This is a genomic window from Rhodococcus sp. MPR-R1B (assembly GCF_058793255.1).
In genome coordinates, this window is record NZ_JBXAFO010000005.1 from 254858 (window position 1) to 268743 (window position 13886).

Here is a 13886-nt window from a genome sequence, read left to right on the forward strand (position 1 = left end):
GGATTTATCGGGGAAGAACGCGTGTCAGATAACGGCGGTGAGCGCGAGCAAGCCCGCACCGGTCAGAGTTCCGGCGCCACCCAGCTCGGCGGGAACGATCCGGAGCCCGGCGATGAACGACAAACGGGCATGTCGGGCAGCCGCGTCGAGCATCGGTTCCCACAGCGGTGTACCCGACTGGGCGAAACCGCCGCCGATCACCGCGAGGTCCACGTCCAGGAGGGCAGCCGCCGAGGCGATGGCACCACCGAGCGCCGTGCCTGCACGATGAAGCGCGTCCACGGCGATCGCGTCGCCGCTGCGTGCACCCTCGGCTAGTTCACGGCCGGTGTTCCCCGACCAGCCCTGGCTACGAGCCCATCGCACCGCGGACGGTCCACTTGCCACCGTCTCGAGGCAGCCGACGCCCCCGCAGCTGCACGGTTCGGCAGATCCTGGAACGACGATGTGGCCGATGTGACCGGCGTTCCCCGTGCGACCCCGAGCAATCTCACCGCCGAGAACGATTCCTCCGCCGATTCCCGTCGAGACGACCAGGCTCAGGAGGTTCGGGGTGCCGCGTCCGGCGCCGTGGTGGAACTCCGCCAATGCCGCTGCGGCTCCGTCCATTGCGAGGGCGGTTCCGGCGTCGGGAAAGAGGCTGCGGACGCCCGCTACGAGCTCGAATCCTTGTGCCCACTCGGTGATGTTGATGGGAGCGACGACGCCGGCGACGGTGTCCACCGGCCCGGCGCACGCGATGCCGACACCGTCGACCTCTCGGCCGTCTGCGACTCGTTCGAGCAGCGCCGCACAGGATCCCCACGGGTCGGTCTGCGGCGTCGGAACGCTGTCGAATACGGGAACGCGGCCGTCCTCGGACACGACCCCGGCAGCCATCTTGGTACCACCGATGTCGACTGCGAGGCGCATGTCGCTATCGCTTTTCGAGAACCACGACGAGGTTGCTCACCAGGAACTCCCGCAGACCGGGGACTCGGACCATCCACCACGCCCACGACGGGTGGTAGCGCGGGATCGCGGCGAGCAACGTGCCCTGGCTGGTTCCACGGGCCCAGCGTAAGCCGTCCGTGGCGCCGACTTTGAACAACGACACCCCGAATCTGTTCTTCGGTTCGCGTCCGGTCTTGCGTAGGTACCGCTTGGCTGCGTACTCGCCACCCAGCGCGTGCCACGGTCCGGTTTCGTGGCCGCCGAACGGACCCCACCACAGGGTGTACGAGAGAACCATCAAGCCGCCGGGCTTGGTCACGCGCAGCATTTCCTCGGCCATCAGCCAGGGCTCGCTGACGTGTTCGGCCACGTTGGAGGAGAAGCAGATGTCCACGGACGAGTCCAGGAACGGCAGTGCCAAACCGGATCCACGCACCGCGCCGCCCACGGTCAGACCCGCAGCATGCATCTCCGACGGATCGGGTTCGACGGGAATGTAGCGGGCACCTGCGGCTTGAAAGACCTCCGCGAAATAGCCCGGACCGCCGCCGACGTCGAGGACAGTGAGACCGTCGAGGGATCGTCCGGTGTGACCTTCGTGCAGGTCCGAGATCAATTCGACGGAGTCGCGCGCAAGCGCGCCGTAGAAGATGTCGGGCGCGGACTGCTCGTGGCGGAAGTCGCTGAGCAGGCCGAACGAGCGTTTCAGGGTTGCCCGTCGGCCGAAAATGCGGGTCACTGCGGGCTTGGTCACGGGTAGCAACTTTAGCCACTGGGTCGCCCGGTCCACGAACACCGTCAGGAGCGCGGCAATACGGACGCTCGAACAGTTAGGGTGTTCGGCAGGGTTACCGGCCGGTCAGGCGGGGCATCCCGCAGGATCGCCCGAACCGGGGTGGCCACCGACCAACTCAGGGAGTAACGCACGTGCGCGAGGTTCTGTTGCTCTGCTGGCGCGATACCGGGCATCCCCAGGGCGGTGGAAGCGAGCGTTACCTCGAGCAGGTCGGATCCCAGTTGGCCGAGCGCGGTATCAAGGTGACGCTGCGGACGGCGTCGTATCCCGGGGCGCCCGCGTCGGAGGTTCGAGACGGCATCACGATCAGCCGGGCCGGTGGACGTTTCAGCGTGTACCCCCGCGCTCTGGCCGCCATTGCCGCCGGACGTCTGGGTTTCGGATCGCTCAAGGGCATCCGCCCCGACGCGGTGATCGACACCCAGAACGGCATCCCCTTCTTCTCGAAGGCCGTGGCGGGTGCACCGGTCACGCTTCTGGTCCATCACTGCCATCGCGAACAGTGGCCGGTGGCAGGCAAGCTCGTCGGCCGGATCGGCTGGTGGGTCGAATCGCGATTGTCACCGCGCACCCATCGACGTAGTCAGTATCTGACGGTGTCGCTTCCCTCAGCGGAAGAATTGGTGGACCTCGGTGTCGAGCGCGAACGAATTGCCGTGGTGCGTAACGGTGCCGATCGGCTCCCCGTCGGCGTCGACGCGGGCGGATCGATCACCAGGGCCGAGCGTCCCACCATCTCGGTTCTCTCACGGCTGGTGCCGCACAAGCAGATCGAGGACGCACTCGAAGCGGTCGCAGCCCTGCGGCCTACGCTTCCGGACATCCATCTCGACGTCATCGGTGGTGGTTGGTGGGAGCAGAACCTGCGCGATCGAGCCGCCGAGTTGGGGATCGGTGACGCCGTCTCGTTCTACGGCCACGTCGACGAGGCTCGCAAACACGAACTGCTGGCGCAATCGTGGATCCACCTCATGCCTTCGCGGAAGGAAGGGTGGGGCCTGGCGGTCATCGAGGCTGCGCAGCACGGTGTTCCGACGATCGGTTACCGCAGTTCGAAGGGTCTGACCGACTCGATCGTCGACGGAGTGACGGGCCTTCTGGTCGGGGGCGAGAACGCCGGCGAGGGCGACATCGCCGATCTGACGCAGGCTGCCGGCACTCTGCTCCGCGACCACGAACTTCGCATGGTGCTCGGTGAGAAAGCTCGCGTGTGGTCCGGTGAGTTCTCCTGGGAACAGACCGGCACCGGAGTGCTCGAGGTGCTGACCGCGCACAAGGACGGTCGGTGGGTCTCAGGACTGGCCGCGCCGCGCGAGTCGAATTCGGTTCTGGTTCAGTCCGACTGAGATCAGCGCGATCGCACCCATCAGGACCCACGCGAGATGCGCAACTACGACGGCAGTTCGGGCACTGGTCGAGGCTTCCTGCGTGGCAATGTCTCCCGGTACTCGGAATAGCGCGAGATCGTTGTCGGCGAAGACCTGTTCCAAGCCGTCGAGCGTGGTTGCCGAGTTGCCGAGTTGACCTGGTGTCCCGCGCTCGATCAGTACCCATCCGACTCCGAGATCGGCCAACTGCGTAGGACTTCCGCCGGCCAGCAGTAGGTCCTCGACCCGAGTTGCCCGAGTCCCCTCGCCGCCGACAGCGCCACCGGCAACCACCAGTTGGCCGGTCTGCAGAACGTCGAGGGGCAGGAAGCGTGGTGCAGGGTCGAGTACCGGCGCATCACCGCTGTAGGGGAACGCGCGGAACATTCCGGCGGGAAGCACTGCAACGTCACCGGTTTCGTCTCGCAGTTGCTCGGTCACCACGGTCCAGGACCCGGGGTAGTGCACGGGCTTCAACGCGCCGCCGACACCCCACACCAGATCCGGCAGTGCCACGATCGTCACCACGACGGCGGCGACCGAGAATGCCGGGCGGGGGAGGGAGAACCGATTGCCTGCCCACATCACCGCGGCGGCCGCAGCAAGTGCGTAGAACGGGACGGCCAGCGCGACCCACTTCTGCGCGTCACGCAGTAGACCGGCGCCGGTGAACACCTCGACCGACCATCGGCCGGCGTCGAGACCCCACGGGGTAGCGCCCATGGTCGGACCCAGCACCGCGAACAGGGCCAGCAGTCCGAGTCCACTGACAACAGGATTCCGGCGTCGGCGCCACAGAGCGGGCATACCGGCGAACACCACGACAAGCAGAAGAACTGTTCCCACCAATGCGAAGAGTGTTGTGCGCGTGGACGGTACCGCTGCCGAGTTCCAGATACCGCCGAGACCGGCGAGGCTGCCGAGCGTCGCGAGTCCCGGTTCTGCTCGGGCGGCAAAGGCGGCGACTCCCGCCGGATCGGAACCGTCGCCTGCTGCTCCGGATACGAAGGTGGCGACCAACCACGGCGAGGCGGCGACGAGGAACAGCCCGATAGCGCCGCAGACACGCCGCATGGCCGAGGTTCGGCCTCCGGGGGTGGCAACTACCACCAGTGCGGCCGTCAGAGCGAGTAGAGCGCCGGTAGGTGTCAGGCCCGCGAATGCCAGTGACGCGGCCAACGCCCACCAGGACCCGGGCGTGGCTCGGCGAACTCCGATTCCGGCACACACGATCCACGGCAGTGCGGCATAACCGGTCAGCAGGCTCCAATGTCCTTGCAACAGGCGCTCGGCCACGTAGGGGTTCCAGAGCATCACCGTCGACGCGACCAGTTGTGGACCGAGACCGGCCGTCGGCAGCAGGACGGCGACCATGCGCGCCGCACCCCAACCGGCGAGCCAGAGCGCCACGAGCAGGATGAACTTGACCACCAGTCCGCCGTCGATCACGGTGCTCAACGCTGCGATCAGCGCGTCCTGGGGAACGGCGCGGGCTGCGGCGTCGGTGAGTCCGAGGGCGGAGTCGGTCAAGTACGAGCGCGGCGTGCTGACGGCGTCGCGCAGCAGGAGGTAGCCGGGGCCGAGCAGCGGTCCGAGGATCAACAGTGCCAGCGCCAGGCTGTACGCCGCAGGCAGGTAACGGCGGTATCCGGCTTGCACTGTCATGACGCGCACGATACGTGGTGCATCATTACTGCCATGCCTCGCCAACCACTCGATCGCGCCGCCGCGGCCGGGGTCGGCATGGTTTTGGTGGGATCGATGACGGCCAATGTCGCGTCGTACCTGTTGGCATGGTTGGCCAGCCGATGGTTGGGTCCGGTCGGCTACGGAGAGTTCGCGAGTCTGCTTGCCGCCCAGTTGGTACTTGCGGTTCCGGCTTTGGCGTTGCAGACGGTGGTCGCCCGCGAGGCGGTGCGTGGCAAGAGCACAGATGCGTTGCGGTCGTTGGGGTATCGATGCACCGCGATCGTCGCCGTCCTCGCGGTGGCGCTCACTCCGGCGATGGCGTGGCTGCTCGACACCGGAATCGTGGCGTCGTTCTCGGCATTGGTGACTGCGCCCATGTTGGTTCTGCTGGCCACGGAGCAGGGGTTGTTGCAAGGACACGGTCGATTCGGCACTCTCAGCGCCGTACTGGCCGGGGCCGGGGTGATGAAAGTCCTTCCGGCAGTGATCGTTCTGGCTTTCGGCGGCGGAGCAGGCGCGGCATTGGTCGCGGGCGCGGCCGGAACTGCGTTGCTGGTGGCGATAGTTCGAGTGGTCGACCGAACCGTCTCGGTGAGCGAGGACCGTCCGGTGCGTATCGGCGTCGTCTCCGTGCTCGCGGCGTCTCAGGTTCAGCTCGCGCTGATCGCGTTGTCTTCGCTGGACCTGCTGATCGTCCGTGTCGTTCTCAGCGAATACGACGCCGGTGTCTACGCACTCGGCGCCGTCGCGACGAAGGTGGCGTTCTGGCTGCCACAGGCAGTGGGCGTCGTGCTGTACCCGAAGATGGCGAACCCGGCGCACTCGGCGCAGGCGGTTCGCTCGGCGTTGGCGGTGCTCGTCGGTATCGGCGCCGTCCTGGTTCTGGGGGCCGCGGCTGCCGGCCCGCTGGTGCCGATGCTCGTGGGCGACGCGTACGCCGCCGTGGCTCCGATGCTGTGGGCCTTCGCTCTGCACGGTGCAGCGTTGGCGGTACTCCAGGGTGCTTTGCTGTCCGCAATCGCGTCAGAACGCACGCGAGTGGCCCTTTTGGCGTGGGCAGGACTGGCCGTGGAGGCGACGGTGATGCTGGTGTGGGCGAAGACGCCGGGAGAGTTGATCGGCGTCGCCGTGGTGGTTGCGTCGACGACGGCGTTGGCGGTGTCCGTCGCCGCAGTGCGAAGTGCCGACCGCGCCCGGCCGGCACCTCACACCGGCGTCAGTTCTCCAGACGCGTGAACAAATCGTCGAAGTAGTCGAGCGTACGCATCGCGGTGTAGACGGATCCGTAGTTGATGTTCCCACCCGTGTAGACGACGTTGTCGCCTTGTACTGCGCGGATACGGTTCCACATCGCGCGGTCGTCGCTGACGGGATCCACGCCGGGCGGGGTGGTGACGATCATTCCGTCGGCCGAGTCGAGGGCAGTCACGAGGTTTTCGGTAGAGATCTCCTTCTGTCCCTCGACCGGCCACTGGAGCTGGACGCCGAGGTCTTCGGCCACCTGTGTGGAGATGCCCTTGCGGTTGACGCCGTTGACCTTCTGATTCACGTAGTTCAGCAGCACGATCTGCTTGCTCGCCAAGCTCGGGGCGTGGCGTTCCTTCAATCCGGCTGCCTTGTCCTCGTACGCTCCGATGACCTGACGGACGTCGGGGTTCTCGGTGCGATTCAGCCAACTCGCCAGCTGATCGATGTTCTCGCGCCACGGGCGCGTGAAGTCCATCGGAAGCACAGGCGCTGTCTGGCTCAACTGCTGTAGCGGCCACATGTCGGAGGCCTCACCGATGTCGGTGCAGATGATCAGGTCCGGTTCCAGCGCGAGAATTGCCTCGACGTTGACCGGTGCCTCGAACACCTGTGCCGTGGGATCGGCCGGAACCCACGGCTCGGCGGCGTCGAAGCTGTACGCGATGACCGGCAGGCCCATCGCAACGGCTGGTTCGAGGTCGAGTCTGGAGTCGATGGCGACGACGCGCTTCGGGGTGACCGGAATGTCGTAGGTTCCGAGCGAGGTCGTGACCGTGCGCATCCCGGCCGAATCGCCCTCGGTACCGGCGGACGTCGCGCAACCGGCGGCGAACAGCCCGGAGAATGCAGCCGTGCCGACAACAAACCTCCGTCGCGTCAGATCGCTGACACAGATGTGCGAACCCAGAACTGTTGATGCGGGCATGTGGCTCCTCGTGTTCGGGGTGGTCTGGACTTCCAGAAAACGCTAAGCCCGCAACCACGCGGAGGGAACGACCCGTTGCGCCAATCCGTACGCCGATCCGGCAACAAAGCCCCGAAACGCAGCAGAGCGCCCCTTCCGTGTGGAAGGGGCGCTCTGCTTACTGTCTGAATCAGTCCTTGCGCAGATCCGGACGCGGAATCACCTGAGTGTCGTCCGAGGTCCAGTCGTGCTCACCCGGAGCCGGCTCGGGCGAGCCCTGGCCGCTGGGATTCTGGTTCGTTCCGCCGTGCGCAGCGCGGGCCGGAGTTCCGCCCTTGCCGCCGCGAATGCCGAGGAAGATACCGGCGATCAGCGCGATGACGCCGAGCACACCTGCCACGATCGGGACTGTGCGGCCGAACAGCGAGAGCTTGTCCATGCCGTCACGTGCCTGCTGGACCTGGTACTCGATGGTTGCTTCGTCGAAGGGCAGCGTGACCTTGAGAACCTCGACGTCGACCGAGTCCTTGTTGCGTCCGTAGTACTGGTGCAACTGCTCCTGGCCCTTGACGACGACGCCGGTCTTGGGCTCGACCCACAGGTCACGGACGTTGGTGTACCAACGCGTCATCGTGATCGGAGTAGCGCCACCGGGAACGCCCCAGGTGTCGGCGGGCAGGCTCAGCTTGTTGGTGGGGGAGTTGACGACCTTCGACAGGTCGACGGGATCGATCGTCTGCTGGAAGTGGTACACCTTCAGCCCGTTGATCTCGGTCTCTTCGACGAAGTCGATGTCCTTCGTGGCGCGAGCGTTCAGGTCGAAGTAGGGGTAGCTCTTCTGTTCCGTGTTGAACGGGAACTTGTACTGCAGACCGTCGCGGGAAACTTCTTCGGCGGGCTGGTCGCTGGACGTCTGGACGGTTCCGACCGGATCGTTGGTCGGCATCGAGCTGACGCGATCGAGCGTGACGCGGTCCAGGGTTGCGGTCAGCAGTCCGGTGTCACCCTGCTTGTCGGTACGACGGACGGTCTGGCCGGCTTCGACGGTGATGATGTCGGCGTCGGACGGGTCCTGCGTGGTGACGTAGCGCTGAGCGACGATCGGCACGTTGGTGTCGACCTGTGCCTTTCCGCCGAGGAGGGCCGCCGAGTTGAGGACGCTACCGGTGCCTGTGGCGACAGTGGTCACCTCGAGGTCGAGTGGCGTCTTCTCCAGCTTGCCTACCGTGTAGGTAGGAATGAGGATGGCGATGGCCAAAAGGAAGGCACCGAGGCCCACCAGAATGCAAGGAAGTATCCGGCTCGGCCCTGAGCGTTCCGCCATGCTGTGACTCCTAACCCGTTAAGTCTTTCGAGGTTCCCCAACCGGCACAATATGAGCTGCGCAGATCGCATGGGGCCCCCGATGGACACCATGTGTGGCAGAACACTAACAGTCCACCGGCCCGGTTTGTCGCATGAGGGCATGAATTGGCCAGGCATTTTGTTGTGAGTCCCTGGTGGTTTCCCTCAATCGGCCTGGGGTGCACACTTATCCGTGATGATCAGTTCCACGAATTCCCCTCAGACGGTCCCGCCACAGGCTCGGGGCTTCGTTCCGGCTTTGGACGGTATGCGTGGATTGGCGGCGCTCGGTGTCCTCGTCACCCATGTCGCGTTCCAAACCGGTGAAGCGCAGTCCGGCGCGATCGGGCGCGCGTTCGGACGACTCGATCTCGCCGTAGCGGTGTTCTTTGCCTTGTCCGGATTTCTCCTGTGGCGCCCCCACGCGGCAAAGGCCCGCGGAATCGGGCAACCGCAGCCGACGGTCCGATATTGGATCTCGCGTGCAACGCGAATCCTGCCGGCGTACTGGGTGGCGGTGGTGCTGATCCTGCTGTTCCTGCCCGGAGCCGGCGGGGGCTACCAGGTATGGCTGGCGAATCTCGGGTTGGCGCAGGTGTTCGTGCCGTTGACACTCACCGAGGGCCTCACGCAGATGTGGAGCCTGTCGGTCGAGGTGGCGTTCTATGTTCTGCTGCCGCTGTTCGCGTATCTGATGGTGCGACTACGCGAAAGCTCGGCCCGGTTCCGGCTACCGCTTCTGCTCGGGGTGTCGGTGTTGGCGCTGACGTGGGCTTTCATTCCGATCCCGACTCCGGACGCCATTCACCACGACAACTGGCTGCCGGGCTACCTGCCGTGGTTCGGCGCAGGCATGGTGCTGGCCGAGCTGGCCGTGGGCCCGTCGACGTGGATGCATCGCCTCGCGCACCGGCGGGTGCTCCTGACTTTTGTTGCGTTTGTGGCCTTCGTTCTCTCGTGCACCGATCTGGCCGGGCCCGAAGGTCTGGTGCGGCCGGAGCCGTGGCAGTACGCGATCAAGATTGCACTCGGCGCGATCATCAGTTTTTCGTTGATCGCGCCATTGGTGTTGCGCGATCAATCGCAGCATCGATTCCTGGCGAGCCCGCTGGCGTTGGCAATCGGACGCTGGTCCTACGGGCTGTTCATCTGGCACCTGGCCGTACTGAACGCTGTGTTCCCCGTGTTCGGCATAGTTCCGTTCTCGGGCAGCTTCTTCTACGTCCTGGCCCTGACGGTCGTCCTGAGCGTCGCTGTGGCCTCGGCCAGTTACGCCTTGGTGGAGGAACCGGCGCGCGTCGCGGTCACGCGCTGGGAGAAGCGCCGCCATATCGGTGAACCGGCAAAGGGCAACGCGGCCAACCCGGTCACGACCAAGGCCACCAACATCGAGAACTGAATCGCGAACGAATCGCCCACATAGCCGCCCGGTGCCCGCCACGGTCCGGTCGAGAGCAGCGTGATGCCGATCATCGCGGCTACGCCGGCAGTGCCGACCAGAATGCGTGCGGTCCGAGCGGGGCCGAAGATTCGCAGCGCGGCAAGTCCGAGGATCGAGCACACAACTGCGATCGCCGCTCCCACTCCGCCGCCGATGACGGTGGCCGCCGCGAGCACGCCGACCCATCCTGCCGCGACGCTGCGCCACGGACGGGGTGGTGTGAGGGACTTGGGCTCTCGGCGAGTGGGGACAAGAGCCGCGAACAGCAGCGGGATCAGCAACACGAGCCCGCCGAATATGCCGAGGCGGTACCAACGGTCGCCGGGGAAGTCGATGGTGACGGTTCCCGCGGTGCCTGCCGGCACGATCCAGCCCTGCTGCCAACCGTTCACGACCACCGGCGTCAGCTCGGAACCGTCCGGCGCCGTGGCGATCCAACCGATGCTGGTGCTCTCGGGATTGACGATCAGCTGATCGGCGGACGAGTTCGTGACGGTGAGTTCGCGGTGATTCGCCGTCCACGCGGTCGATTCGAGCGGTGTATTCCGCTGCGCGGCTGAACGACCGACCGCCGTCAGGTCGAGATTGTCGACCGAGAATGCGGGGCCTGGTTCGACGACCACTTCGGGCTGGCCCGCCGGCAACGTCGCCGACGCGTCCAGACCGCACACACGTGCCTCGACGGGTGCGCCGGTCCGGAGTTGCGTCGCCGTCGCCGTGATCGAGGTGGGGAATTGCTGTCCGGCAACCGAAATGGTCGGGCCATCGCCACAGGTGACGGTGCGGTTGTCGAATGAGTCCGAGCCCTGCACTCCCGAACCGGCGATCGCGGTTCCGTCGGCACCGATGACGCCGACCTCGGCGAGGCCGGTGGGCTGCGCCTGGGCGAAGCCGAGCGCCGTCTGATCGAGGACCGGTTCCCAATCGGTGATGCTCAGGACGATCTTGTCGGTGACGAAGGGGGAGAGGGTAACTCGACTGGTTCGAGGCGTGTCGTTCGAGGGTTCGGGCAGCTCTCGAACCTGCGGCCCGTTGCCGAGGTTCACCGCGACACTGGTCGGCAGCGACGGCAGAGTGCCGAGTCCCCGCGTGATGTCCAGGCCGGTGACCAGGGTGGGCTCGGGAAGATTGAGAGTCAGCGTCGGTTTCGGGCCGCCGGGTTCGGTGGTGCTCTGCGGCGCCGACCACGTGGTGCGTGCGTCGCCGTCGGTGGCAGCGAAGGCAGATCCGCGTGTGTCGCCGATGTCGCTCGAACCCGAAGCCGTGATTCGGCCTGGGACGGAAAGCAGATCTTCGAGGGCGTTGCCTTGACGCGCTCGGACAGTCAGTGTCGGTGTAACGACTGTGTTTTCGGGCACCGTGAGTGTGCGTTGGAAACGGCTCGGCTCTTCGGGTATCGCCATGAATGCATTGCTGCACCGCACGCGGTCGGTCGAGTCGGCGCAGGCGTTGCGGCCGGGGAACTCCTGGCTCAGGTTCCAGGCGTTCACGGATGCGCCCGTCGGCGTATTCGGCAGGACCGTGTCGAAACGGATCGGTACGGTCTTCGGTGCGCTGCGATCGGAGAAGTCCTCGACGGAGAGTTCGCTGATGCCGAACTGTGTTCCAGGCGATCCGTTTTCGGTGTGAGTCGCTGTGATGCGTACCCACGGAGTGGTGCCGCCCGGGATCGAGACGGTGATGGGCTCACCGGGACGCTCCACCTTCACCGCTGTGCTGCCGTTCGGTGTCGAGACCTCGAGCCATTTGACGGGAGCGCCGATTGCCGCGGCACTGGTGGTCAGATGAAGCAACCCGCTGGAAATCGGTGTGTCGAAGTCGATCTGCAACCACTGGCCCAGGGCTCGTTCGATGCCGTTGCTGAACCAGCCGGTGGCCGGATCGCCGTCGACCGTCGACGCGGGACTGCTCGACGGTGAAGTGCCGCCCAGCTGGGTGGCATCCGAGGCGGCGCTGGAGACGGTGATCGAAGCTCCGCTCCAACGGCCTTCCACGAGAGGCGTGTTCGCAACCGGGTAGTCGGGCACCAGATTGTAGGTACGACGAGCGTCGTCGGGGGTGCGCAGGGCGGAACTGTGGTTGTCGACCTGACCGAAATCGGTTTCTCGATCGCGCGGTGTGTCGGTGACGGTGACCGAATCGACGGGCAGTCCCGCAGCTTCGGCGTCGGCGGCAAGAATCATCGGCCCGGTCCCTGGAACCAGCCCGCTTTCGTGAAGTCGCACAGACGATTCCGGCCCACCTTGTACACGCGGAACCTGGTTCAGGTCGACGGAGTACGGGCCGCTGACCGCCGGGGTGCCGTCGGGCGGGGTGACCTCGAAGATCTCGATGGCTGGGTAACCGGGACGCAGATCGCTGTCCGCGACCAGCCCTTCGATCGGTTCGGGGCTGTCGTCTTCACCGAAGTGGGCGACTCGCTTGATCCCCGGCGAGCCTTCGACCGCCTGGTGCACGAGTATCGGCCTGGCCGAGCGCGACGTTTCGCCGTCGAGGTCGTTGCGCATCACCAGGTAGTGGATGCCCTGCCCCAGCAAGGTCTGTGCGAGGCCGTCCGACGGACGTCCGTCGGCGATGAGACGTTGCACCGAATCGAGCGCTCGGATGGCGCCGGGAGGGGTCAGCGGGACCGAGTCACGCACCGCCCACGGCGTACTCGCCAACGCCTGAAGCGGTTCGTCGCGCGTCAGACCCCAGACTTGGCTGCCGAAGGGCGCTCCCGGGACGACGAGGGCACGTTCGGCTTCCGACCCGGGGGAGGTGTTGTCCTCGAGCCACTGCGCCGCCTCGTTCCAGTACGAGGGGACGTCCGGATACGCACCGCGGGGAGCGAGCTTTCCCGTCCAGGCCAAGGCGGTCGAGAGGGTGAGGGCAACGAGGATCAGGCTGGTCAGTGCGACCATCGGTTCGCGCTCGGGATGGGCGAACGCGCGGCGCCATCGGGGGAGTGGAACCGATCCCGGCAGCGGCACTTTGGCCAGCAGGTGTGCGAGTCCGAGCACCAGCGGCAGACGGACCAACGGCTCGAGCTTGTGGACGTTGCGCAGCGGCGCGCCTGCCGAGTCGAGGAACAGGCGCACAGACTCCGACACCGGCGAGCTGAGTTCACCCACGTAACCCGCGGCCAGGCCGGTGATACCGACGAACAGGATGAGCGTCAGCCGGCCGCGAGCAGGCATGGACCGCATGCAGAGCCCGGCGAGGCCGGCGGCGGCAACCAGGCCGGTGGCGACGACTGCTGCGGGTTGGGTGACCAGGACGGCGCCGGCAATGCGTTCGGGGGAGACGAACGGGGTCCAACTGTCCGTGCCGCGAAGTATCTCGGCGAGCGATGCCCACTGAGTGGTGACACCGGCGGACTCGATGTAGTCGAGAAACGGTGGGCTGATCTTGCCGAGCAGAAGTAGCGGCACGATCCACCAGAGGGTGCCGAGAGCGACGAACAGCGCCCACCACGCGGTGAACGTCAGCCATGTTCGGTTGGGTTTGTGCGAGAGCCACCAGATGATCGCGACCAGGCAGGCCGCGGCGGTGGCGACGGCGTTGATCGAACCCATGAGTGCGACGGCAAGTGCGGATTGTGCGGCCAACCGCCTCAACCCCCGTGAGTGGTCAGGGAGTCCAGGGACTCCTTTTCCACGCACAGGGCCGAAGGCCAAAACCACCGGCAACAACACCCACGGCGCCAACATCATCGGAAGGGTTTCCGAGGAAATCGAACCGAGCGTGGTCAGCACGCGGGGAGAAAGAACAAAGGCAACCGCTGCGATCACGCGCGAACTACGGCTGCCGATGCCGAGAGCCTCGGCAACTCGGATGATGCCCCAGAAACCCGCGATCAGAAGCAGCGCCCACCAGATGCGCTGGGTGACCCACGGCGGAACGTTCGCCAACTCGCCGAGCGCGAAGAACGGCCCGTGCGGAAAGAAATATCCGTAGGCCTGGTTTTGAACCTGGCCGAGCGGGGCCTGACTACTCCACTGATGCGAGGCGCGTTCGAGAAAACCGAACGGATTCTGCGTCAGGTCGTACTTGGTGTCAGCGGTGATCAGACCCGGCGATTGCAGAAAAGTGAGAAGAAACGCTACGACGGAGGCGCCGAACAGCCACCGCTTCGACAGGGGCTCTGCCGATGGGGCGGTGTCTACCGAAGACACCGCTGCG

Annotated in this window: 8 protein-coding genes and 1 pseudogene; 3 read left to right on the forward strand and 6 right to left on the reverse strand. The window is 66.0% G+C overall.

Annotated elements, in window-relative coordinates; all coding sequences use genetic code 11:
- Positions 1–24: 24 nt before the first annotated feature.
- Both AC1Q61_RS10165 and AC1Q61_RS10170 read right to left on the reverse strand, forming a co-directional pair.
- On the reverse strand, positions 25–912 hold the full coding sequence (locus AC1Q61_RS10165) for an ROK family protein (RefSeq protein ID WP_042920254.1): 888 nt from the start codon (positions 910–912) through the stop codon (positions 25–27).
- Positions 913–916: 4 nt separating this feature from the next.
- Entirely contained in the window at positions 917–1687 is a 771-nt protein-coding gene (locus AC1Q61_RS10170; RefSeq protein WP_003945692.1) for a class I SAM-dependent methyltransferase, read from the reverse strand.
- 173 nt (positions 1688–1860) lie between these two features.
- Here AC1Q61_RS10170 and AC1Q61_RS10175 point away from each other — a divergent pair, with 173 nt between their 5' ends.
- On the forward strand, positions 1861–3075 hold the full coding sequence (locus AC1Q61_RS10175) for a glycosyltransferase family 4 protein (protein WP_042920253.1): 1215 nt from the start codon (positions 1861–1863) through the stop codon (positions 3073–3075).
- On the opposite strand, the gene AC1Q61_RS10180 is transcribed toward AC1Q61_RS10175, so the two are convergent.
- Positions 3022–4761 carry an MmpA family trehalose lipid delivery protein gene (locus AC1Q61_RS10180; RefSeq protein ID WP_042920250.1) on the reverse strand — a complete coding sequence of 580 codons (1740 nt, stop codon included), beginning with the start codon at positions 4759–4761 and terminating at the stop codon, positions 3022–3024. The genes AC1Q61_RS10175 and AC1Q61_RS10180 overlap by 54 nt on opposite strands.
- Positions 4762–4794: 33 nt before the next feature.
- On the opposite strand from AC1Q61_RS10180, the gene AC1Q61_RS10185 reads away from it, so the two are divergent.
- Positions 4795–6021, forward strand: a complete 1227-nt coding sequence (locus AC1Q61_RS10185; protein ID WP_492650842.1) for a lipopolysaccharide biosynthesis protein — start codon at positions 4795–4797, stop codon at positions 6019–6021.
- Here the strand turns inward: AC1Q61_RS10185 and AC1Q61_RS10190 are convergent.
- Together AC1Q61_RS10190 and pgfA are read right to left on the reverse strand one after the other, a co-directional pair.
- Entirely contained in the window at positions 6002–6958 is a 957-nt protein-coding gene (locus AC1Q61_RS10190) for an ABC transporter substrate-binding protein (protein WP_215515670.1), read from the reverse strand. The genes AC1Q61_RS10185 and AC1Q61_RS10190 overlap by 20 nt on opposite strands.
- Before the next feature lie 169 nt (positions 6959–7127).
- Positions 7128–8261, reverse strand: a complete 1134-nt coding sequence (gene pgfA / locus AC1Q61_RS10195) for a cell envelope lipid trafficking protein PgfA (RefSeq protein WP_007734539.1) — start codon at positions 8259–8261, stop codon at positions 7128–7130.
- Between the two features lie 216 nt (positions 8262–8477).
- Here pgfA and AC1Q61_RS10200 point away from each other — a divergent pair.
- Positions 8478–9527 (forward strand): annotated as a pseudogene (locus AC1Q61_RS10200) (acyltransferase family protein); the annotation flags it as partial.
- Between the two features lie 23 nt (positions 9528–9550).
- On the opposite strand, the gene AC1Q61_RS10205 reads toward AC1Q61_RS10200, so the two are convergent.
- Positions 9551–13879, reverse strand: coding sequence for an alpha-(1->3)-arabinofuranosyltransferase (locus AC1Q61_RS10205; protein ID WP_492650843.1), 4329 nt, complete (start codon positions 13877–13879; stop codon positions 9551–9553).
- Positions 13880–13886: the final 7 nt, after the last annotated feature.

Coding starts and splice junctions, on each gene's coding strand:
- pgfA (WP_007734539.1), bottom strand. CDS start 8,261: ATGGCGGAACGCTCAGGGCCGAGCCGGATACTTCCTTGCATTCTGGTG.
- AC1Q61_RS10180 (WP_042920250.1), bottom strand. CDS start 4,761: ATGACAGTGCAAGCCGGATACCGCCGTTACCTGCCTGCGGCGTACAGC.
- AC1Q61_RS10190 (WP_215515670.1), bottom strand. CDS start 6,958: ATGCCCGCATCAACAGTTCTGGGTTCGCACATCTGTGTCAGCGATCTG.
- AC1Q61_RS10165 (WP_042920254.1), bottom strand. CDS start 912: ATGCGCCTCGCAGTCGACATCGGTGGTACCAAGATGGCTGCCGGGGTC.
- AC1Q61_RS10185 (WP_492650842.1), top strand. CDS start 4,795: ATGCCTCGCCAACCACTCGATCGCGCCGCCGCGGCCGGGGTCGGCATG.